The sequence below is a fragment of the Flavobacterium panici genome (assembly GCF_903819335.1).
In the GTDB taxonomy this organism is placed as follows: Bacteria; Bacteroidota; Bacteroidia; order Flavobacteriales; family Flavobacteriaceae; genus Flavobacterium; species Flavobacterium panici.
Map to the genome: position 1 here is coordinate 82,863 of NZ_CAIJDE010000028.1, position 23,171 is coordinate 106,033.

Sequence of the window (23,171 nt, forward strand, 5' to 3'; positions counted from 1 at the left end):
TTAAAATGGAAGTCTAATCTGCGTTTTAATCTCCTCAACAATCTTGCTCAAATCCAAACTATTCTGATGTGACCAAAGTTCACTTTCAATTTGATCATTTCTAATACAATTATTGCATTCCATAATTTCATGAGCATATCCTTTTCCAAGAGTCGGCAAATTATAAACTGATTCTTGTTCTTCTTTAAAAACAGAATATCCATCGGCCATAAACCACGGAGAATTTAATTCGATTCGGCCTTTTGTTCCGCTAATCAAGGCTTTCATATCAGATTCTGAAACTATAGAAGAATGTAAAATAGATTGTGCACTCTCATATTGTAATATCATGGAGGTCTGTAAATCAATTCCATTTTTATGATGAACAGCTTTTGCGATTATCTCTTTAGGGATTCCGAATACTATATAGGAGAGAAATAATGGATAAACGCCAATATCAAATAATGCCCCGCCTCCTCGGTTTTTATCAAAAAGTCGGCTTCCTTCTACATCATTTCCTATAAAAGCAAAATCGGCTTTTATGTAATTGGCTTCGCCGATAATTCCGCTTTCAACTTTTGCCAAAACATCCTGAACCACCGGAATAAATCGTGTCCAGAAAGCTTCCATAAAAAACTTATTATGTTTTTTAGAAGCCTCAATCATACGTTCGGCATCTTTATACGAAAGTGCAATTGGTTTTTCGCATAAAACATGTTTACCACTTTCGAGTGCTTTTATAGACAATTCAGCGTGCGAATCATGAGGTGTAGCAATATATATAATATCAATTTCTTTGTCTTCAAAAAGTAAATCATAAGAATTATACATTCTCATAGCATTGAATTTTGCTCCAAATTCTTCTGCTTTCAAAATATCCCGTGAAGCAACAGCAAGTAATTCTGCATCTTCAACCAATAATAAATCTGCTGCAAATTGATGTGCAATGTTTCCCAGACCAATTATTCCCCACTTTATTTTCTGATTTTTCATTCTTAAATTTTAATTACAAAAAGTGTTAAAAACATTAAATATAATTCAACAATAAATCTAATTAGATGTTTTTAGATAACAAACAACAAGTTTAACTCAAAAAAGTGTATTAAAAAAATAGGAAAAATATTCGATTTGATAACTAAGTAAAAAAAAACGCTGCTAAAATGTAAATTTTAAGTCTGTTTTAACAAATAGATTCAAAATTGAGGGGGTTAAATTTAAAAATTAACAAAAATTAAACATTAGACTCTATTTTATTAGGGGGTATTAAATCATTTTATACTTTTATCAAAAATTTTAAAACTAAATAACTATGCGAAAAATTATTTTAAGTGTGATTCTTATCACTATTTTGGTACTAACCTTTATATCGAATTTCATCATCGCCGATAACCCAATTCCGGCAGAAGCTGTAAAATTTGATACGGGAGATACGGCTTGGATGATCGTTGCAACTGCTTTTGTATTGTTAATGACTCCAGGATTAGGATTTTTCTACGGAGGTATGGTAGGTAAGAAAAACGTTATCAGTACTATGCTTCAAAGTTTTATGGCAATGGTAATTGTTACAATTTTATGGGTTGTTGTTGCTTTTGGATTAGCTTTTGGTCCTACAATTGGAGGAATCATCGGAAATCCATCTTCTAATTTATTCTTTGAAGGTGTTGGAACAAACACTGCATGGAGTCTTGCACCAACGATTCCGTTTATGTTATTCGCATTATTTCAGGCCAAATTCGCCATCATTACTCCTGCGTTAATTACAGGTGCTTTTGCAGAACGTGTACGTTTCTGGGCTTATTTGTTATTCATGGTTTTATTCATAATCGTTATATATACTCCTTTAGCTCACATGACTTGGCATCCTGATGGAGTTTTCTTTAAAATGGGAGTTCTTGACTTCGCTGGTGGAACTGTAGTACACATGAGCGCTGGTTGGGCTGCATTAGCCGGAGCAATCTTTTTAGGAAAAAGAAAAATTCAAAAAGTTAATCCTGCTAGAATTACGTATGTATTATTAGGAACAGGTTTACTATGGTTTGGATGGTTTGGTTTCAATGCAGGATCTGCATTAGGATCAAATGGTTTAGCTGTACAAGCTTTAGGAACAACTACAGTTGCTGCTGCCGCTGCTGCAATGGCTTGGGTTTTCCTTGATAAAATTTTAGGACACAAATTATCTGCACTTGGGGCTTGTATTGGAGCTGTTGTAGGTCTTGTTGCCATTACTCCTGCTGCTGGTTTCGTTAGCATTTCTCACGCAATCTTCATTGGTTTATTTGCTGCAATTGTAAGCAACCTTGTAGTAAGCAAATTCCCTAAAGGAAAAATCGACGATGCTCTTGATGTATTTGCTTGTCACGGTGTTGGTGGTATGGTAGGTATGTTATTAACTGGTGTTTTCGCTTCAAAAGCTATTAACCCTGTTGTTGGTGATAACCAAGGTTTGATCTTTGGAACTCCAACTTTGTTCATCAACCAGTTAACTGCTTTAGTTATCGTTTCAATCTTCGCTTTTGTAGGTTCTTATATTTTGTTCTTCATTGTAAATAAAATTACTCCTCTAAGAGTTACTGAAGAAAAAGAAGAATTAGGTTTAGATATCTCTCAACACGGAGAATTCTTATAGAAAATAATTTTTATATACTACTTGCTGATAAAAAAAGCACTCTATATTATTTAGAGTGCTTTTTTGTTTGAATTAACCTTTTATATTTCAGAGTGTAGAGTGTAGATTTTAGATTAAAAACAGATCTAAAACATAAACTTCTTAAAACATAGCCCCCGGTTTCAACCGTGGGACGCATAGAATAGAGATTTGATATTGATTATATTCTTCCCGCGATTTCAATCGTGGAACACATCATAAAATCGAGATTTGATATTGATTGTGTTCCCGCGGTTGAAACCGCGGGCTATATTTCTTAAGGTGCTAAGATTTTAAATCTTTAGACAGATTAAGAATTAGGATATCTCTTAATTCATAACTTATTTGAAATTAGCAATTCCTTCTTTTAACCAATTTAAATATTCATCTGCATTTACATAGCTAATTGTTGGTTTAGAAGTATGCAGATTATTTCCTTCTAAGTCTGTAATAACATATAAAGGCTGTGTATTGGTTTTATATTTGGAGATCATAAAATCTGTCCATTTGTCGCCAACTGTAATGATTTTATCTCCTGCAGCAGTTACAAATTGCTCTTCTTTTGGCAATTCACGTTTATCATCAACATAAAGAGAAATCAAAACAACATCATTTTTTAGGATTGGTAAAATCGTTGGTTCAGACCAAACGTTGTTTTCCATTTTTCTGCAGTTTACACAAGCATAACCCGTAAAATCAAGCATAATTGGTTTATGGATTTCTTTTGCATACGCTAATCCATCTTCATAATCATGGAAAACCATAATTCCGTGAGGACCTAATTCTGCACCTTCCGGAAGTCCTTTTACATCAGCACTCAAACCTGAATTTCCAGATCCTCCTACTCCAAACGGGCTTTCACTATATTGCGGCGGCGGTGGAAATGCGCTGATTAATTTCAACGGTGCGCCCCAAAGTCCAGGAATTAAATACATTGTAAACACTAATGTAAGTAATCCTAAATACAATCTTCCAACAGAAATATGCTGTAGCGGACTATCATGAGGCAAAGTAATTTTTCCGAATAAATATAAAGTCAAGGCTGCGAAAATAGCGATCCAAATGGCAATGAAAACTTCTCTTTCTAAGAAATGCAATTGTAAAACTAAATCGGCATTTGATAAAAATTTAAATGCTAAAGCCAATTCTAAAAACCCTAAAACCACTTTTACCGTGTTTAACCATCCTCCAGATTTTGGTAATGAATTTAACCAGCCCGGGAACATAGCAAACAACATAAATGGTAAAGCTAATGCCGATGAAAACCCTAACATTCCAACAACCGGAGCAATTCCTCCGTTTGAAGCTGCCTCGACCAATAAAGTTCCAACAATTGGCCCTGTACATGAAAATGATACAATTGCCAAAGCCAAAGCCATGAACAATATTCCAACTATTCCGCCTTTATCTGCCTGCTGGTCTGCTTTATTTGCCCATGAATTTGGCAGCATAATCTCAAAAGCTCCCAAAAATGAAGTTGCAAAAATGATTAAGATCACGAAGAAAATCAAGTTAAACCAAACATCTGTAGACAAAGCATTTAAAGCATCGGCACCAAATATTTTAGTAACAATAAGACCTAAAATTACATAAATAGCAATAATAGAAAGTCCGTAAATAATCGCGTTTCTAATTCCTTTTGCCCTGCTTTTACTTTGTTTGGTAAAGAAACTTACCGTCATAGGAATCATCGGGAATACGCAAGGTGTTAACAACGCTGCAAATCCTGATAAAAATGCAATAAAAAAGATCGACCATAAACTTCTGGCTGGTGCCGGAGCAGGAATTTCTTCTTTTATCGCTTTTTCAGTTTCTGCTTTTACCGTTTGATCTTTAGCAACTTCTGTCTCTTTTTTAACGGTATCTATTGCTAAACCAGTTCTTTTAGTTTCGTCCAATTGCGCTGGTGCTATAACCGGAACTTCATCCATTTTAAAGGTTGAAGGAACTGCAATAGAAAATTTCTTATTTGAATTGATACAAACTTCTTTACAAACCTGAAAATCAAAATCTACATCAACTGTTTTTAAATTTGGGTTAATGATTTTAATTTCTTGTTCGATATGTGCTTTTCCTTCAAAAAAAGTTTCATTTACACCAAAAACGTCATTAAAAGCAGTTCTGGTTTTACCTTCTTTTGCTTTTCCTACTAACTCGTAGTTTCCTTTTTGATTTTTAAAAGCGATTTCTAATGCAAGCGGTCCGCCTTCCGGAGTGAATTGCGAATACATATGCCAGTCTTTTTCGATTGTTCCGTCGAAAATTAAAACGGCATTATTTCCTTTTTTTTCAATTTTAGAAGTCCATTTTACCGGCTCTAAAATTTGAGCATTACTTGCAAAAGCAAAAAAGAAAAACAGAAAAAAGACAGTGATTTTATTCCAGATACTTTTAGAAAATATCATTTTATGGTTTTGATTAAAGTTCATTATTGCAATTCTATTTTAAGTATTTTATTTGTGGTGTTTTTTATTTTAAAACGTTCGTCCTGTCGAATTCCAACAATCCAAACAATTTCATTATCAGACGCTAAAATCCATGTTTTTTCCTTTTCTATCAGCGATAATTTTTCGTCTTTAAAAAGTTTGCTTACTTTTTTAGACTTTCCATGCATTCCAAAAGGCTGAAAAACATCTCCCTCATTCCATCTACGTAAAATCAAAGGAAACCGGATTTTTTCGGCGTCCACAAAGATAGCTTTATTTGAATCTATTGTAATGTCGTCTACCTGACAAAGCTTCAATTTTAAGGGAAAATTAACTTCTGTATCGTTTGCAGCAATTTCAAATTCTTCATTTTCTGACATTTCTGAAACCGGGCTTAAAATCAAAGTTTCTCTATTTTTCAATAATCGAAATTCTCCAGAAAGAACTTGCTTTCCGGATTGCCCTTCGACTAAATCATAAATATCATTCCATGCCGAAAAACCAAATTCATTCAGCCATTGGTACAAATACGATTTATAATTGGGAAGTTTTTTCAATTGATTTAAATCGAAATGAATATCATCGCCAGATTCTTTTGCAACTTGCTGATAAATCATAATCGACGCATCTTCAACCATAACATGCGATTCCTGCAAATAGGATTGTGTTTTCTGAAACGAATTTAAAAAATTGGGATTGATTTCTTTTAGAAGGGGAACTAAATCATGGCGAATTTTATTTCGCAAATATTTATTAGATGCATTACTGCTGTCTTCTCTCCATTCGATATTGTTTTCTTCTGCATATTTCAGAATTTCTTCTCTTGAAAATGGCAAAAGCGGACGTATTATTTTATCGTTTTCTTCTGGAATTCCGGTTAATCCTTCTAATCCTGTACCGCGGGTTAAATTAATAATAAAGGTTTCCAGATTATCATCTGCATGATGCGCTGTTAAGATATAATCGAAGTTTTTTTCTTCCAGAAGTTCATAAAACCAGCTGTAACGAAGTTCTCGCGCCGCAACTTGTGTAGATAGTTTATAATCTTTTGCAAACGCTTCGGTATCAAACTGCGTTATAAAAACGGGAATGTTATTTTGGTCGCAATATTCCTGAATAAAATTCTGATCACCGAAACTTTCTAAGCCGCGAAGCTGGAAATTGCAATGTAAAACGGCAATTTCATACGGCAATTGTTTTAATAAATGCAGTAAAACCATACTGTCTAAGCCCCCGCTGACAGCGAGAAAGAGCTTTTTCCCAGCTAAAAATGGAAATCTGGATTTGATATGGTTTTGGAATTTTGAAAGCATTTGATAAAAGTAACAAATTAAATTTTATCTATTTTTAAATGAAATGTTAAGCAGTGATTTTTTTGTTTGCCACGAATTACACTAATTTTCACGAATTATTTTTTTGCCACAGATTTAAAGGATTAAAATGATTTATTTCTAAACTTTAAGTTAAATCTGCAGAATCTGCGTGAAACAAAAAAATCCTTTAAATCCTTTTAATCTGTGGCTATATTTTTCACATCAAATTGAAGAAAAAAATTAGTGGAAATTCGTGCAATTCGTGGCAAACCATCTTTACTGCAAAACTTCGTGCATTGCTTTAGCTTTTAGCAGACATTCTTCGTATTCTTTTTCGGGAATTGAAAGAGATGTTATGGCGCTTCCTACCGAAAATGAGGCGTATTGTTTTTCCTGATTGTATAAAATACTACGAATAACAACATTGAAATCAAAATCACCTTCGGGTGTGAAATAACCAACGGTACCACTGTAAAGTCCGCGTTTGGTTTCTTCCAGATTTTCGATGATTTTCATAACCGAAATTTTTGGCGCACCCGTCATACTTCCCATTGGGAAAGTTGTTTTTAAAACATCTACCGAAGAATATTGAGAATCTAATTTTGATGTTATGGTCGAAATCATTTGATGAACCTGCAGAAAAGAATAGATTTTGCAGAGTTCTTCAACTTCAACAGAGCCTTTTTGTGCCGTATGCGATAAATCATTGCGAACCAAATCTGTAATCATGATATTTTCGGCGCGTTCTTTTGCATCAGATTCTAGAAATTCTTTTGATTTTTGATCTTCTGCCGAATCTAAAGATCGTTTTGAAGTTCCTTTTATAGGCTGAGAAATAATTTTATCTCCCACTTTTTTCAAATAACGTTCTGGTGAAGCAGAAAGTAAATATTGTTTGTAATTTTTAAAGAAAACTGAAAATGGTGCTTGTGAAATTTCATTCAGCTTCTCAAATTTTTCTAACGGATTAATTACAGCATTTTCGGCAAAAAATTCCATACAAAAGTTTGCTTCATACATATCGCCTTTATGAATATGATCAAGCATTTTAGTTACTTTTTCAACATATAATTCTTTTGAAATACGCTGCTTCACTTCTCCCGAAGCCTCGGGATCGCTCAGTGTGACAAACGGCTTAAAATGACTTGTTGTAATCTCATTAAAATCATCTTCAACCTCATCATCACAAAGCAGTAAATATTGAATTTCAAGCTGATTTCCTTTTAATACAAATATTTTTTTTGGCTGAAAAAAGAATAAATCCGGAAATTCTAATCCGTCAAAATTATTTGATTTTAAGTCTTCAACATCATTTTTTAAATCATAAGATAAATAGCCAAACAGCCAGTCTTTAGTAGTTTGCTGGTATTGTTTTAAGTCATCAAAAGCGTTGTGAAAATCAGTTTTTAATGATGTAAAAGCATCGACAGCCAATAGACAATCAAAACTCGAATATTGCTGCGGATAAGAATTACTGTCTAAAAAAATGACTTCACGAAATTGCTGTGCCCAGGTTAAAAGCTGTTGTTTAAACTGCTCTGGGTTTGAAATAGGCTTGGTAATAGAAACTCTCAAAAATGAATGGATTTTTAAATTTCAAAATTACAACAAAAAAAGACCTTCGATAAAAGATTCCATAAAAATTATTGGCACACTTTTTAGTACATCGCTTTTATATTAATTCTCAAACGTTTTTAACAAATCAACCGAATTAATATCAGCCAATTATTTTATTTATTAATCAAATTTTTAAACTTTTATGAAAACAACTGCAAAATTAGGTTTGACCGCCTTAACTATTATTACTTTATTATTTTCCTGCAAAAAAGCAGATTACGATTCTGGGGAATTAGCAGATGCTAAAATGGCCGCAGATACTACTGCTATTTCATCTTCTGCTGCCGTCGAACATAAAGACAGCAAACAGAAATTTATTAGAACTGCTGATATTAAATTCAAAGTTAAAAACGTCGTCAAATCTACTTATGCAATTGAAAATGCTGTTCAAAAATTTGGTGGTTTTGTTACTTATACCAATTTACAAAGCAACATTCACGATCAGATTAAAACTAAAATCAGTCAGGACAGTACACTTGAAACCACTAAATATTCTGTAGAAAATAATATTACCATTCGCGTTCCTAATACAAAGCTTGATACTATTATTAAGACCATTGCCAAACAAATTGACTTTTTAGACTACAGAATCATAAAGGCCGATGATGTTTCTATAAAATTACTTGCCAACCAGCTTTCGCAAAAAAGAGGTGCTGTAAACGAAAAAAGAGTCGAAATAGCAATTGATTCTAAAGGCAAAAAAATAAAAGATGTTATAGATGCTGAAAATGCGCTGGCCAATCAAAAAGAAGAAAATGATAATCGAATTATTGAAAATTTATCAATGCAGGATCAAATTAATTTCAGCACTATTACTTTACAGCTTTATCAAAACGAAACCATCAAACAAGAAATAATGGCGGGTGAAAAAGATAGTGCTGCTTATAAGCCTAATTTAGGTATTCAGATTGTTGATGCTTTAAAAAGCGGATGGTATATTTTGCAGGCAATATTAGTATTCTTTGTTAATCTTTGGCCAATTATATTACTGATAATCAGCGGATTCTTTCTTTATAAAAAATATTATAAAAAATAAGAAAAGTGTTAATAAAACAACAATTTCATAATAAAAAATTCATTATATTTGATATAGCATTAAACTAATCCCAAAATAGAATATTATTGATTGTTAAATTCTCAATAAAACAAAGCTTAAAATAGATTTCAGCGTTTTATTTGAAGAATATTGATTTGAATTATCAGCACACTAATTATATCATTTTTAACCTATTCAAATTCTAAGTATTATGAAAATTGCTACTATTATTGTCCGCGTTTTAATCGGCCTTCTTTTGCTGTTTGCTTCTATTTCGTTCTTTTTTAAACTTGCGCCGGAACCAGAAACAACAGGAAATTTTAAGGCTTTTAATATGGGTTTAGTTGCTTCAACTTATTTGCTTCCCCTTGCAAAAACTGTTGAATTGCTTTGTGGTCTTTCATTTGTAACAGGTCGCTTTGTGACCTTGGCAAATATTTTGATTTTACCAATTACGATCAACATCTTATTTATCAATTACTTTTTAGCTCCAGAAGGCCTGCCAATTGCTGCCTTGCTTTTTCTGGCTAATTTATTTTTGATTTACAGATATTGGGATAATTATAAAACTGTATTTACACCTTGATTTTGTAAAGTTTAAAACAAATAAAACCCGACATTTAAAATGCCGGGTTTTTTATTTAATTTGATTTATCGTGGTTTACCCAAACCAAGTCTGATATATTATATCCTATTTCCTGGGCTTTGATTAAAAAATCTGCTTTAATGCTTTCTGGCATTGTAGTTTCTCTTGAAAGTATCCACATGTATTTTAGGCTTTCGCCCGCAACAAGTGCATATTTGTAATTGCTGTCTACCGCAATAACATTATACCCTGAATAAAAAGGACCAAAAAATGAGACCTTGAGCATACCAACATTGTCTTTTTTGACAAACTTGGCTTTCCCGATGCTCACTTCCCATCTGTCTTTTTTGACATCATAGCCCTTATTATCGACTCTAATGGTACCGTTATCGTTAAGAGAATATTCGGCGGTAACATTATCTAAGTTTCTTTCCCATTTGTAATCTAATCGTGCAATTTCAAACCATTTCCCTAAATACTTTGCCTTATCAAAATTGGTAACAGCAGCCGCTTTTTTAGGAATAGTCGAACCACAAGAATAAAGAACGAATGCAATTCCTGCTCCTAATAGTACCGGAGCAATATATTTGTTTTTCATGATGTAATCTTTTTATTATCATAAAGATACCATCTGAATTACACATCTAATTTACAAAATTTTTCTTGAAGTTTATATTTTTTCAGGCTAAAATTTAAACCCAAATAAAAACCCGTCTCGTTAAAAAACGAGACGGGTTAAAAATATGATTTACGTAAAAAATTATACGTGTATAGCTCTATTTTCAGTAGCTGCCAATGCTGCTTCTTTTACCGCTTCCGCGAAAGTTGGATGCGCGTGGCTCATTCTTGAAATATCCTCAGCAGAAGCTTTAAATTCCATTGCAGTAACCGCTTCAGCAATTAAATCAGCTGTACGCGCTCCAATCATGTGAACTCCTAAAACCTCATCTGTTTTTTCGTCAGCAAGGATTTTTACAAATCCGTCTAAGTCAGCACTTGCTCTTGCACGTCCTAACGCTTTAAAAGGGAAACTTCCAGATTTATAAGCAATTCCTGCAGCTTTCAATTGCTCTTCAGTTTGTCCAACTGCAGCAACCTCTGGCCAAGTGTAAACTACACCAGGAATTAAGTTATAATCAATGTGTGGTTTTTGACCAGCTAAGATTTCAGCAACCATTGTTCCTTCTTCTTCCGCTTTGTGTGCCAACATTGCTCCACGAACAACATCACCAATTGCATAAATATTTGGAACATTAGTTTGTAAATGATCGTTTACTTCTACTTGTCCTCTGTCTGAAATTTTAACTCCGGCTTTGTCAGCGTTTAATCCGTCTGTGTAAGGACGACGACCAACAGAAACTAATGAATAATCTCCTTCAAGAGTAATAGTTTCTCCTTTTGCGTTTTCAGCCTGAACAACTACAGCATCGCCGTTTCTTTCAACTGATTTTACTTTGTGAGAAACGTAGAATTTCATTCCTTGTTTTTTCAATACTTTAGTTAATTCTTTAGAAAGAGAACCGTCCATTCCAGGAATAATTCTGTCCATGAATTCCACTACAGAAACCTGAGCACCTAAACGCAAGTAAACTTGTCCAAGCTCGATTCCGATAACTCCTCCTCCAATGATTACTAAATGTTTTGGAACTTCTTTTAATTCTAAAGCTTCAGTAGAAGTAATGATTCTTTCTTTATCAATTTTGATGAATGGTAAAGAAGATGGTTTTGATCCTGTAGCAATTACAGTATATTTTGCTTCGATAGTTTCTGATGTTCCGTCTGCTTTTGCAACTGCAATATGCGTTGCGTCTACAAAAGAACCTAAACCATTGAAAACGGTAATTTTATTTTTTTCCATTAAGTAGTTGATACCACCTACGGTTTGATCTACAACGGCTTGTTTGCGCGCGATCATTTTCTCTAAATTGATTTTTACATCACCAGAAACCTCGATTCCGTGATCTGCGAAATGAGCAATTTCAGCATAATGATGAGAAGAAGATAATAATGCTTTTGAAGGAATACAACCTACGTTAAGGCAAGTTCCGCCTAATGAAGTATATTTTTCTACAATTGCAGTTTTGAAACCTAATTGTGCGCAACGAATTGCTGATACATATCCGCCAGGACCTGAACCTATAATGACTACGTCAAATGAACTCATAGTATTTGTTTTTATTTTAGCGGTTACAAAATTAAGGAATAAAGTTCTGTTTGAAGTTTAATTTTCAATGTTTTTTGCGTGAAATTTTGGGTTGGGGTTTTCTGCCACAAAGGCTCAAAGACACAAAGTTTTTTGTTTTTTTTTAATCTCGCAAAGACGCAGAGTCGCAAAGTTTTTTATGTCTGATATTGAATTAATAGCGTCCAGCTTTAGCTGGATGATAAATTGTAAAAATTGAAAAGGGCTTTAGCCAAACTGTAGTAGATTTGGCTAAAGCCCTTTTCTATTAAATTTCATCCCTCCAGCTAAAGCTGGAGGCAATTAAAATAAAAACGTAGAACCTTAGCATCTCAGAACCTCAGCCCCTTTAAAGAAACCTTTGAACCTTTGTCACTCTGAACCTTTGTGCCTCTTAAAAAGAAATCACTGTCGAGTTTTTCACTTCACTAATCATAAACATACTCTGCGTACTTCCTATATGTTGCAACGAAGTAAGTTTGGTGACTAAAAATTCCCTGTAAGCTTCCATATCTTTCACCAAGACTTTCAGAATATAATCGTAATCACCGCTTACGTGATGGCATTCTAAAACTTCGTTGAGCTTGATTACTTCGCTTTCGAATTTGGTTAGAAATTCTTTAGTGTGTTGAATTAATTTTAAATGGCAGAAAACCACAAATCCTTTATCAATTTTAGATTTATCGACTAAAGCTGCATAGTTTTTAATTATGCCTTCTCTTTCTAATTTTTTGATTCTTTCATAAACCGCAGTTACCGAAAGATTAAGCTTTAAGGATAATTCTTTGTTTGTTTTTTTACTGTCGGTTTGAAGTAAAACCAAGAGTTTTTTATCGATTTCGTTTAAAGTCATGTTTGTGTCATTGCGAGGAACGAAGCAATCTCATCCTCATAGTTACTGAAATGAAAGAAAATCTATTTAATTATGATTTATAAATCAAATTTAGATTAAAAATCATTATAAACGTATTTTAATAGATTTAAAATCTAATTAACCACTACATACTTGATTAATTTTCTAATTACAATTTACTTTGACTAGAATTTCTTTTGAAAACGAGAGTCCTAGCCCCGATTGAAGTGGAAAGCCCGGAGGAAAAAAGGCATAAGTTTCTTGTTTTAAAAAAGCGACCAAAGGAAGCTCTTTTTAGAACATTAGAAACTTTGACTTTTTTACGAGGACTTGAAACGTAAAGCTGGAATAGCTCTTAAAAAAAATGTTTCAAGTTTCAGGTTGTTGGAACTTGAAACTTGAAACTTTAAACAAAACAAACAAAAACTAACTATATGAAAGACTTTAACCCAGCAGACAAAATTCAGGATTTGCAGTACTTTGGTGAATTTGGCGGTGTGAATCCGTCGATTTCTGATTCTTCGACTTATACTTTTCTTTCGGCGAAAACTATGTTTGATACTTTTGAAGGAAACATGGAAGGCTGTTATTTGTATTCCCGTCATTCATCGCCAAGTAATTTGTATTTGGATCAGGCTTTGGCAGCGATGGAAGGAACGGAAACAGCAAATGTTTCGGCTTCTGGAATGGGAGCGATTACGCCTACTCTATTACAGCTTTGCGGTGCGGGCGACCATATCGTTTCAAGCCGAACTATTTACGGCGGGACTTACGCTTTCCTTAAAAACTTTACTCCACGATTCGGGATTGAAACGAGCTTTGTAGACATTACTAAACTTGATATTGTAGAAGCGGCAATTACGTCAAATACAAAAGTTTTGTATTGCGAAACGGTTAGTAATCCGTTATTGGAAGTGGCTGATATTGCTGGTTTAGCTAAAATTGCTAAAAGACATAATTTAAAATTAGTTGTCGATAATACTTTTTCGCCTTTATCGGTTTCTCCTGCTAAATTGGGTGCTGATATCGTGATTCACAGTTTAACAAAATATATTAACGGAAGCAGCGATACGGTTGGCGGCGTGACTTGTGCTTCGAAAGAATTTATTAATGCTTTAAAAAATGTAAACTCTGGCGCTAGTATGCTTTTGGGACCAACGATGGATAGTTTACGTTCTGCTTCTGTGATGAAAAATCTTCGTACGCTTCATATCAGAATTAAACAGCACAGTCATAACGCACATGTTTTGGCTGATAAATTTGAAAAAGATGGTTTAAAAACGGTTTATCCGGGATTAAAAAGTCACCCAAGTCATGAATTGTACAAAACGATGATTAATCCAGAATATGGTTTTGGAGGAATGCTGACAATTGATGTTGGTACTTTGGAGAAAGCGAATGAATTAATGGAATTGATGCAAACCAGAAATTTGGGTTATTTGGCGGTAAGCTTAGGTTTTTACAAAACGTTATTCAGTGCGCCGGGAACCTCAACTTCGAGCGAAATTCCGTTAGAAGAACAACACGAAATGGGATTGACAGATGGTTTGATTCGTTTTTCTATTGGTTTGGATAATGATATTGATCGTACTTACGAAATGATGAAACAATGTATGGTTGAGCTTGGAATTTTAGAATTGTCTAGCCCACGGGTTTTACAGGTTTAACAACTCTTGTTTGTCATTTCGACGAAGGAGAAATCTCCGCGAGAAGCTCTACAAAGATTGGATTCTCGTTACGGAGTTACTTGCGTAGATTTCTCCTTCGTCGAAATGACAAAAAACTCAAAAAAGCCGTTTTTAAATAATTTTAAAAACGGCTTTTCATTTATAATTTATAACTCTTAACTTATATCTTCACTATATTAAGTTTACTGTTTTTTCTACTATACGTAAAGTAAATAAACAGTCCAATTAGCAACCAAACTGTAAAGTAAATCCAGTTCCAAACACTTAATTCGGCCATCATGTAAAGACAGCAGATTAATCCTAAAAGCGGAATTAATGATAAGTTTCTTCTAAAAGCCCAAACGGCTAATCCAACTAAAACGAATAAGAATATCCACATTGGGATTTTGTGTTTGAATAAACTAAATCCTGATTCATATTTTGCAGAATCTGCAATTGGTAAACCTTTTACAACCTCAACATATTTTACTTCGTCGTCTTGATATTGTCCTAATAAATGTTCTAAATCTGAAGTTTCTGCAGTTTTATTGTTTACTTCGATGCTTTCTAAATATTTGAAAACTTTTTCAGATTCTGATTTATCTAAAGAAGTTACGATCGAAGTCGCATCATAAATTTGCGGCTCATTATTAATAAAAGCCATTGTCGCTTTATTATTGAAAGTAAAAGCGTAATACAATCCCGCAATCATTAAAATCGGTAAAATATATTTGGAATTCACATAAGGCGTTTTGAATTTCCCTCTTGGAATTTCAGGTTTGTTTTGCAATACTAAAACTCCCGCACAAACCAATACAAAGGCAAATAAAGTTCCGATACTGCATAAATCAGTTACCATTGTCAGGTTTAAGAATAAAGCTGGAATCGCTACTACAAAACCTGTTACAATTGTAGCAAATGATGGCGTTTTAAATCTTGGGTGAACGGTAGAAAATTTCTTTGGCAATAAACCATCACGGCTCATACTCATCCAGATACGTGGCTGTCCCATTTGGAAAACCAATAGAACGCTCGCCATTGCCACTACTGCACTTACGGCAATAATTCCCGACATCCATTTTAAGTCTAATTTATCGAAAACAAATGCAAGAGGATCTCCAACATTTAATTCGTGATATTTTACCATTCCGGTTAAAACCAAGGCAATAGCAATATAAAGAATAGTACAAATGATAATCGCCCACATCATTCCGCGTGGTAAATCACGCTGTGGATTTTTACATTCTTCGGCAGTTGTCGAAATAGCGTCAAAACCAATATAAGCAAAGAATACTGCAGAAACTCCTTTTAAAACTCCGCCAACTCCATTTGGAGCAAATGGATCCCAGTTTGCTGTATCTACATAAAATACTCCAACAGCAATTACTAAAAGAACCACACAAAGTTTAACCACAACCATTAAGTTACTTGCGTTACGAGATTCTTTCATTCCTCTGTAAACCAAAGCTGTAATTAAAATAATAATGAATAATGCAGGTATATCGGTAACGAAATGGAAAGATCCAATTGTTGGTGCTGTCATCCAAGCCTCTCTTGCCTGTTGTAGAGCTATACTTAAATTTTCAGGAGATTTTCCGGCACTTATTAAAGCTTCGGCATCTTTAAATCCGTTTGAAGCGGTTAAATAATCCATCTGAATCCATTGTGGTAAATGAATTCCGCCGCTCTGGAGCAGTCCCGTAAAATAATCACTCCACGATATGGCTACCGTTATATTTCCTACGGCATATTCCATTATCAAAGCCCAGCCAATAATCCAGGCGATAATTTCTCCAAAAGCTACATAAGAATACGTATAAGCACTTCCTGAAACCGGAACCATCGAAGCAAATTCGGCGTAAGCAAAAGCAGCAAAACTACAAGCCAAAGCTGTAAATAAGAACAAGAAAATAACAGCTGGTCCGCCGTCTGCACTGGCTTTTCCAATTGTACTAAAAATTCCCGCTCCAACAATAGCCGCTATTCCAAAAGCAGTTAAATCTTTGGTCGTCAAATGTTTCCCTAGCGCATTATGACCATCTGATTCATTCTGAGCAACTTGCTTCAGAATATCCTGTACTGTTTTCTTTCGGAATAAACTTGAAAATGCCATATATGTTTTGTATTATAAATTAATTTAATTCAGTTGTTATGGTTTTATTTTGCAAATAATGCAAAAATTATCCTTATTTCAAATATATAAAACGATTTTGTTTTACGTGAATATTTTTTTCGCCGCAAAGGCGCCAAGTCACAAAGTTTTTTTCTGCCACAGATTAAAGGATTTTCACAGATTAAAAATTTTAAATTAAATCTGCTCAATCCGCCAAATCTGCGTGAAAAAATCTTTTTAATCCTTTTAATCTGTGGCAAAACTTAAGATAAAACAAAAAATCCGTGTTTATCAACGTTTTCACGAAGTGAATCCGTGTCATCCGTGTGCCATTTCTCAACGCAAACAATTCCTCAAAATACTAACCGGATGCTGTGCTTCACGTTTTGTTCCGTCGTAAATTTGATGGCGGCAGCTGGTTCCTGCAGCGGCTATTTTTACGTTTTCGGCAGTGTTACGCACTTTTGGAAAAAGCGTGTCCTCTCCCATTTGCATGCTTACTTTATAATGTTCTTTTTCATAACCAAAAGACCCTGCCATTCCGCAGCAGCCTGAGTTGTAAATAGTAACCGTATTATTTTTAGGAAGATTCAACATCGCAAAAGTCGCTTCAACAGAACTCAATGACTTTTGATGACAGTGCCCGTGAATTTTAATTTCTTTGGTTTCTTCAGAGAAAGAATTTGGCGTTATTTTTCCGTCGATAATTTCTTTTTTAAAGAATTCTTCGATTGTAAAGGCATTTTGAGACAAGCGTTCTGCACTTTCTTTATCCGATGCCAATCGTAAATATTCATCTCTAAAAGTCAAAATTGCCGAAGGTTCAATCCCTATTAACGGTGTGTTACTCGAAATCAAATCTTTAAATATATTGACATTGATATCCGTTATCTTTTTCGCTTCTTCCAAAAACCCTTTTGACAAATAAGTTCTTCCGCTTTCTTCGTGATTTACAATTAAAACTTCGTAACCTAATTTCGTTAATAATTCAAACGCATCAATTCCGATATTTACGTCGTAATAATTCGTAAATTCATCAACAAACAAATACAATTGTCCGTTTGGAAAATCTGTGCTTTTAGGTTTATTATTTTCATACCATTTTCTAAAAGTCTTTTTCGCCAAAAGCGGAACTTGTCTTTCGGGCGCAATTCCCATTGATTTTTTAACAAGCGACTGATTCGAAATAAAATTCGTAATCGACGGAAACAAACTTCCCATTTTATTCAGTTTTGCGTTGTTGGCAAAAATCTTGCTTCGGGTCGAAAATCCGTTTGCTTTTTGATATTGGTATAAAAATTCCGCTTTTAGAGTTGCAACGTCAACATTACTCGGACATTCACTTGCACAGGCTTTACAGCTTACACACAACTCAAAAACTTCATATAATTCTTTCTGGTCAAATTTGTTTTCTTTTTCAGAATACGTCAAATATTCCCGTAATGCATTTGCTCTGGCACGAGTCGTTTCTTTTTCATTTCTGGTCGCACGATAACTCGGACACATCGCTCCTCCTGCCGATGGCATTTTTCTACAATCTCCAGAACCGTTGCATTTTTCGGCAGCGCGTAAAATTCCTAAACTGTCTGAGAAATCCTGAAATGTTTTAATATCCGGTTCTACTCTTCCTGAAATTACACGATGGTTTTCGTCCATTTTCAAGGCGTTAACAATCTTCCCGATATTTAAAACCGAATTCGGATCAAACGCTAATTTGATTCTTTTCAGCAGTTCGTAATTCTTATCGCCAATCATAAACGGAATAAACTCGCCGCGCACGATTCCGTCACCGTGTTCACCGCTTAACGAACCTCTGTATTTTTTTACCAAATGTGCCACTTCGGTCGCAATGGTTCTGAATAATTTTAAATCAGCTGTTTTCTTCAAATTCAAAACCGGACGCAAATGCAATTCTCCCGCTCCCGCATGTGCATAATAAATCGCTTCCTGACCGTGACGTAACATCATTGCCGAAAATTCAGCAATATATGCTGGCAAATCACTTAATTCTACGGCTGTATCTTCTATAGAATCGGCAGCTTTATCGTCACCTACAATACTTCCTAAAAGTCCGAGTCCGGCTTTTCTAAGTTCGTTTGCTTTATCAATATCGGCTCCGTAAATTTTTACGAGCGCGTAACCAAAATTGTTTTTCTCTAAATCAGCAATTAAAGCATTTGCTTGATTTTCGGCATCTTCTAAAGTATGTGACGCCACTTCAAAAAGCATAATCGCTTTTGGTTCACCAACCAAAAAGAATCGGTTTTTAATGTGTTCGCGATTCGTTTTGGTACAATCCAAAATCGTGTCGTCGATCATTTCGCAAGTGTATAAATGATGTTTCATCGCCACAACAACAGATTCTAAAGATTCCTGAATCGTATGATAATGTCCAACGACCATAATACTGTGCGCTGGCGGTAAATCGTCAACTTTTAAAGTAATTTCGGTTGTAAAGGCCAACGTTCCTTCGCTTCCACAAAGTAGCTTTCCTAGATTTATTGTAGGTTCGGTTCCGCCAAATAATTCTGATCTTAACAGAATATCAACTGCGTAACCTGTATTTCGTCTATGGATTTCCGGTTTCGGAAACTCTTTTATAATTTCTTCCTGAATTGCTTTTACCGAAAGTTCATCGTAAACACTTTTGTAAATTTTATTTTCTAAAGAATCGCCTTTGGTTTTCTCGATAAATTCTGCCGAAGTCAATTCGCTAAAAGCCACTTCTGTTCCATCGCTTAAAATCGCTTTTACCTCAGCAATTTTATCACGCGTAACGCCATAACGAATCGAAGTTGTTCCAGATGAATTATTTCCCACCATTCCGCCAATCATCGCGCGGTTTGAAGTTGATGTAATTGGTGCGAAAAATACGCCGTGAGGTTTTAAAAATAAATTCAGTTCATCGCGAATAACGCCGGGCTGAACCGTAACTGTTTTTTTCTCGGCATTGTAACCTAATATTTTGGTAAAATGTTTCGAAACATCTATTACAAGTCCGTCTCCAACTGCTTGTCCCGCAAGTGAAGTTCCGGCCGTTCTTGGCGTAATCGAAATATTATGCTGCGCCGCAAAGCGAATTAACTTGCTGATATCTGTTGTCGATTTAGGCAAAGCCACCGCATTTGGCCGAATCCGATACACTGATGCGTCTGTCGAATAAAGTGTTTTATGAAGATCATCGTATAAAAGTGTGCCTTCGAGTTCGCCGGCTAATTGCTCTAAATGAGATTGGGTCAACATGTAAATGGTGCTTTTCTTAAAAAATAATTGCTCAAAAACTGAGACAACAAATATAAAAATATAGCTGCTTAAAATGTATAAAATGCCGATTTATCTTAACAGCCCGTCAACATTTTATAAAATTAAAGCCAAATTCTGTAAAGCACCAAAATTGCGAAATGGGTAATTTTAAGATTTTACTTTTTACGCCTTACAATTATGGAAAATTTCGTTCAGGACGTCTTCAAACATTTAGAAAACTATTATTACAGCATTGTCGATCTTACGCCAAAATTTATTCTCGCCATTGTTGTCATTCTCGTTTCGTGGTTTATTGCAACCCGAATTGGTATTTTTACAGGAAACCGACTCAAAGCGAGAATGCACGACCGACTTCTCGCCACTTTTATTGCCCGTTTAATTAAATCGGTTTTGATAATTATTGGGGTTTTGTTCATGTTCAAAATTATTGGTCTTGACGGGATCGCCCAAAGTATGCTTGCCGGTGCCGGAATTTCGGCTTTTGTAATTGGTTTTGCGCTTAAAGATATTGGCGAAAATTTCCTTGCCGGAATTCTGCTCGCTTTCAAACGTCCGTTTTCTATTGGCGATATTATCGAAAGCAACGGCGTAAAAGGCGAAGTCATCAACCTCAACCTCCGCGATACCGAAGTAAAAAGCGATTCGAAAATTATTTATATTCCCAACGCACTTTTAATTAAAAATACGCTTATTAACTACAACAGCGAAGGTTATCTTCTGCAGACTTTTACCGTTGGTCTCGAATACGGTTCTGATTATGGAAAAGCCATCGAACTCGTAAAAGAAGTCCTAAAACGAAACGAAGAAGTAACCGAAAAAGATCATGAAGATGCAGCGGTAATAACTGATATTTCCGGAGCGATTATTCAGTTAAACATTCGTTATTGGGTAAAAACCGGAACCAACAGAAAAAGCGCCGAATGCCGTTCTAAAATCATCGCCGAAGTTTTGAATACTTTAAAGGAAAATGGGTTTGTGCTTAAGTAAGGTTCTAAGTTACTAAGATTCTAAGTTTTTCCTACACAATTGTCATCCTGAGCGAAGTCGAAGGCTAATGGAAACGTAATTTTCTCGTTTTAGAATTTAAATAAGGAGCAATTTCCTGCTGTCCGCTATATCTTTTGTGGTGAACCCCACCACAAAAGGATGCCGCTTCCATCAGGGCTAGAAATCTCGTTTCCAAAAGAACTTTAATGGAATAAAAATTACCTCAAATACCAGGGAACATCTTTTAAATCATCAAAATTATCAGCGGGAATTCCGTGCAACTCTGTCATTTTTGCACAAATTTCATCAAAATTAGCTTCGTCATAATATGCCATATCAAGTGCATGATCGGTATCACCAAATCCTCCGGCACTAAGTAAAAGTTTATTCGAGAAACAAAATTCTTTCGCGAGTTCTGTTATGATTTTGAATATCTGATCTGATGTATTTTTTTCTTTAAAATACAAATCATTAAATCTTTCGATACAGCCTATTAAAACTACATTTTTATAAATATCAACCGAAAAGGTAAAACCTTCTCCCGTTATGTGTTCAGGTAGGTCTTTTTCGGCAGGAACAAAAATTAAGAACCACTTTAAGCTTTCACTTGCTCTTTTTGAAAAATGTCCAAATTCTCGTAAATGCAAAACTTCTGTTTTTAATCGAACAAAAACGTCATCAAGTCTTTGTCTAAGTTCTTCGATTTCAAAATCTTTTTCTCTTGGAATTATACAATCAATACTTGTTCCCATGTTTTGAGGTTTGAGTTAAAACAATAATTTAAACAAAAAACGATTCCTGAACAACTCTATAACAAATAAAAACACATCCAAAAGCCTTCCCTTCAACTCCTTCTATAGTTTTCCATTCTAAAACTCCTTTATTTATAAGTTTGTAGAGTTCACATTCGATGTAATTTGGACTATAATTTAGTTTTTGATATTCAGGATGAGTTCTAATAAATTCAGAGAATTTCCGTTGCGAAAAATTAATTTCATTTACTGCAATATCGTATTCATAAATAATTCCATCTTTTTTAGCGGTACAGCCACTTCCGTGAAAATAATATTCAATTCCGTCGATTGATCCTACTCTTTTAAAAAAGGTAATAGAAAACGAACATGGATTTTTGTCTTTTTTGTATTTATCTTTTAATAAAGCTTCAAAGCTTCTGATAAATGTAATGTAGTCGGTTAAGATTTTTTCTATCATAATTTGCAGTTCAAATCTAAATCTTAAAATGTTATTTTCCAAAGAGATTCTCCTATCTTGTCATTTCGACCGAAGGGAGAAATCGCACTAGAAATTACGCAAACATAATCGACAATCTTTGTGGTTACAAGTGTGATTTCTCCCTTCGGTCGAAATGACAAACTGCCTGGAAATTTATTTGAGTTTATCTTTTTTCAAAATAACGCTTTATATTTACCATATATAGAACAATTTACTTTAGCAAGCAATATTGTTTTAAAATATAATATCATAATCTTTTTCTTACTTAAAAATATTTTTTTGATATCTTTACAGTCCTAAACACAAAGAAATATGATATCAAAAAAGCTTTTGCCCGTGCGGTATGGTGGCGGTATTGGAAACAACTGCAACGCACTTTGTGGCGTAGGACACCTTAGCTGTGCGGGTTCTTTTCCTAAACACAAAGATTATGAATGCAAACACAATTTCAAAAGAAACCCAAATCAGGCTTCTAAATTTTTTCAACGAAAGAATTGAACCTGTAGAAATGGCTAAAACACTAAGACAGGTAAATTTCACACTCGCATTAGGCGTTATGAGCGAACACGAAGAACTTCAAAACGAAATCACCAAATTAAGAGACAGTTTTTACTGGCTCAATGAATTAGCTGAAACTTTAAATCCTTATTTGGATTTGGAGTAAGATTTAGAAGAGCAAAACCTCGATTTCAAAAATCGAGGTTTTACTTTTTTTTATTCAATCCTTTATTAATATAATTTTACTTTAACAAATTAACCAAATATGGAAAACCATAAATTACACTTAAACTAAACAACTAGGTTTGTTTAAAAAAAATGAATATATTATAAAATATCTTTTCAAATTTATATTTTTGTAATAATTTTACTATATTTTTTTTAAAATAAGTAAAATTAAATTCAAATATAATGTATAAATCTAATAAAGAAATCAAATAACTTTATATGGCAAAAAATCATTTTAGAAAACCATTTGATGACGGTACAAAAGCTAAACTAGAAATTTTTCGAAATTATTTAGTTGAATGGTTACCTGTTTTTATTTCCTCATATGAAACTACACACTGGGAAAATATTTTTATATACGATTTTTTTTCTGGTGAAGGGAAAGATATAAACGGAACAATTGGAAGTCCCTTAATTATCTTAGATGTATTAAATGAATATGAAGAATTAATTTCTAAGACAAAGGTAAAGATCAACATAATTTTTAATGAAAAAGACGAAAAAACTTTTTCAATTTTATCAAAAAATATAAATGATTTTCCATA

The 23,171-nt window shown here is 34.2% G+C and carries 18 protein-coding genes; 7 read left to right on the forward strand and 11 right to left on the reverse strand.

From position 1 onward, the window contains the following. Window positions 1-972, reverse strand: a complete 972-nt coding sequence (locus tag FLAPXU55_RS03100) for a Gfo/Idh/MocA family protein (protein WP_180856521.1) — start codon at window positions 970-972, stop codon at window positions 1-3. 316 nt (window positions 973-1,288) lie between these two features. Here FLAPXU55_RS03100 and FLAPXU55_RS03105 point away from each other — a divergent pair, with 316 nt between their 5' ends. Next, on the forward strand, window positions 1,289-2,605 hold the full coding sequence (locus FLAPXU55_RS03105) for an ammonium transporter (protein ID WP_180856522.1): 1,317 nt from the start codon (window positions 1,289-1,291) through the stop codon (window positions 2,603-2,605). Window positions 2,606-2,964: 359 nt separating this feature from the next. Here FLAPXU55_RS03105 and FLAPXU55_RS03110 read toward each other — a convergent pair whose 3' ends face one another. The 3 genes from FLAPXU55_RS03110 to FLAPXU55_RS03120 form a co-directional block, all read right to left on the reverse strand. Next, the gene (locus FLAPXU55_RS03110) at window positions 2,965-5,028 is read right to left on the reverse strand and encodes a protein-disulfide reductase DsbD family protein (RefSeq protein WP_394368083.1); all 2,064 of its coding nucleotides are present in this window, start codon (window positions 5,026-5,028) and stop codon (window positions 2,965-2,967) included. 23 nt (window positions 5,029-5,051) lie between these two features. Continuing rightward, window positions 5,052-6,362 carry a tRNA lysidine(34) synthetase TilS gene (gene tilS, locus FLAPXU55_RS03115; RefSeq protein ID WP_180856524.1) on the reverse strand — a complete coding sequence of 437 codons (1,311 nt, stop codon included), beginning with the start codon at window positions 6,360-6,362 and terminating at the stop codon, window positions 5,052-5,054. A 276-nt stretch (window positions 6,363-6,638) separates the two neighbouring features. Then, window positions 6,639-7,937 (reverse strand): anthranilate synthase component I family protein, encoded by a 1,299-nt coding sequence (locus FLAPXU55_RS03120; RefSeq protein ID WP_180856525.1) that lies wholly within the window; start codon window positions 7,935-7,937, stop codon window positions 6,639-6,641. Between the two features lie 184 nt (window positions 7,938-8,121). On the opposite strand from FLAPXU55_RS03120, the gene FLAPXU55_RS03125 reads away from it, so the two are divergent. Together FLAPXU55_RS03125 and FLAPXU55_RS03130 are read left to right on the forward strand one after the other, a co-directional pair. Then, a complete protein-coding gene (locus tag FLAPXU55_RS03125; RefSeq protein ID WP_180856526.1) occupies window positions 8,122-9,015 on the forward strand; it encodes a DUF4349 domain-containing protein in 894 nt (297 codons plus the stop codon). Between the two features lie 211 nt (window positions 9,016-9,226). Next, window positions 9,227-9,601, forward strand: a complete 375-nt coding sequence (locus FLAPXU55_RS03130) for a DoxX family membrane protein (RefSeq protein ID WP_053471099.1) — start codon at window positions 9,227-9,229, stop codon at window positions 9,599-9,601. Between the two features lie 55 nt (window positions 9,602-9,656). Here FLAPXU55_RS03130 and FLAPXU55_RS03135 read toward each other — a convergent pair whose 3' ends face one another. The 3 genes from FLAPXU55_RS03135 to FLAPXU55_RS03145 form a co-directional block, all read right to left on the reverse strand. Continuing rightward, a complete protein-coding gene (locus FLAPXU55_RS03135; protein WP_180856527.1) occupies window positions 9,657-10,199 on the reverse strand; it encodes a lipocalin family protein in 543 nt (180 codons plus the stop codon). Between the two features lie 162 nt (window positions 10,200-10,361). Continuing rightward, window positions 10,362-11,765: a dihydrolipoyl dehydrogenase gene (gene lpdA / locus FLAPXU55_RS03140; RefSeq protein ID WP_180856528.1), complete on the reverse strand. Its 1,404-nt coding sequence runs from the start codon at window positions 11,763-11,765 to the stop codon at window positions 10,362-10,364. A gap of 412 nt (window positions 11,766-12,177) precedes the next feature. Continuing rightward, window positions 12,178-12,636: an Lrp/AsnC family transcriptional regulator gene (locus tag FLAPXU55_RS03145; RefSeq protein WP_180856529.1), complete on the reverse strand. Its 459-nt coding sequence runs from the start codon at window positions 12,634-12,636 to the stop codon at window positions 12,178-12,180. Window positions 12,637-13,070: 434 nt separating this feature from the next. On the opposite strand from FLAPXU55_RS03145, the gene FLAPXU55_RS03150 reads away from it, so the two are divergent. Further along, window positions 13,071-14,303, forward strand: a complete 1,233-nt coding sequence (locus tag FLAPXU55_RS03150) for an aminotransferase class I/II-fold pyridoxal phosphate-dependent enzyme (RefSeq protein ID WP_180856530.1) — start codon at window positions 13,071-13,073, stop codon at window positions 14,301-14,303. Window positions 14,304-14,484: 181 nt separating this feature from the next. Here the strand turns inward: FLAPXU55_RS03150 and FLAPXU55_RS03155 are convergent, their stop codons facing one another. After that, complete coding sequence (locus FLAPXU55_RS03155) at window positions 14,485-16,416, reverse strand: amino acid permease (protein WP_180856531.1); 1,932 nt, start codon at window positions 16,414-16,416, stop codon at window positions 14,485-14,487. A 336-nt stretch (window positions 16,417-16,752) separates the two neighbouring features. After that, window positions 16,753-19,659 (reverse strand): FAD-binding and (Fe-S)-binding domain-containing protein, encoded by a 2,907-nt coding sequence (locus FLAPXU55_RS03160; RefSeq protein ID WP_180856532.1) that lies wholly within the window; start codon window positions 19,657-19,659, stop codon window positions 16,753-16,755. A gap of 198 nt (window positions 19,660-19,857) precedes the next feature. Here FLAPXU55_RS03160 and FLAPXU55_RS03165 point away from each other — a divergent pair, with 198 nt between their 5' ends. Continuing rightward, entirely contained in the window at window positions 19,858-20,667 is an 810-nt protein-coding gene (locus FLAPXU55_RS03165; RefSeq protein ID WP_180856533.1) for a mechanosensitive ion channel family protein, read from the forward strand. A 218-nt stretch (window positions 20,668-20,885) separates the two neighbouring features. Here the strand turns inward: FLAPXU55_RS03165 and FLAPXU55_RS03170 are convergent, their stop codons facing one another. Next, window positions 20,886-21,419 carry a hypothetical protein gene (locus tag FLAPXU55_RS03170; protein WP_180856534.1) on the reverse strand — a complete coding sequence of 178 codons (534 nt, stop codon included), beginning with the start codon at window positions 21,417-21,419 and terminating at the stop codon, window positions 20,886-20,888. 28 nt (window positions 21,420-21,447) lie between these two features. Then, a complete protein-coding gene (locus FLAPXU55_RS03175; RefSeq protein WP_180856535.1) occupies window positions 21,448-21,879 on the reverse strand; it encodes a DUF6896 domain-containing protein in 432 nt (143 codons plus the stop codon). 451 nt (window positions 21,880-22,330) lie between these two features. Here FLAPXU55_RS03175 and FLAPXU55_RS03180 point away from each other — a divergent pair, with 451 nt between their 5' ends. Together FLAPXU55_RS03180 and tcmP are read left to right on the forward strand one after the other, a co-directional pair. After that, window positions 22,331-22,564, forward strand: coding sequence for a hypothetical protein (locus FLAPXU55_RS03180; RefSeq protein WP_053471112.1), 234 nt, complete (start codon window positions 22,331-22,333; stop codon window positions 22,562-22,564). Between the two features lie 281 nt (window positions 22,565-22,845). Beyond that, window positions 22,846-23,171 (forward strand): three-Cys-motif partner protein TcmP (tcmP, locus tag FLAPXU55_RS03185; RefSeq protein WP_180856536.1); only part of this gene is annotated, 326 nt, incomplete at its 3' end.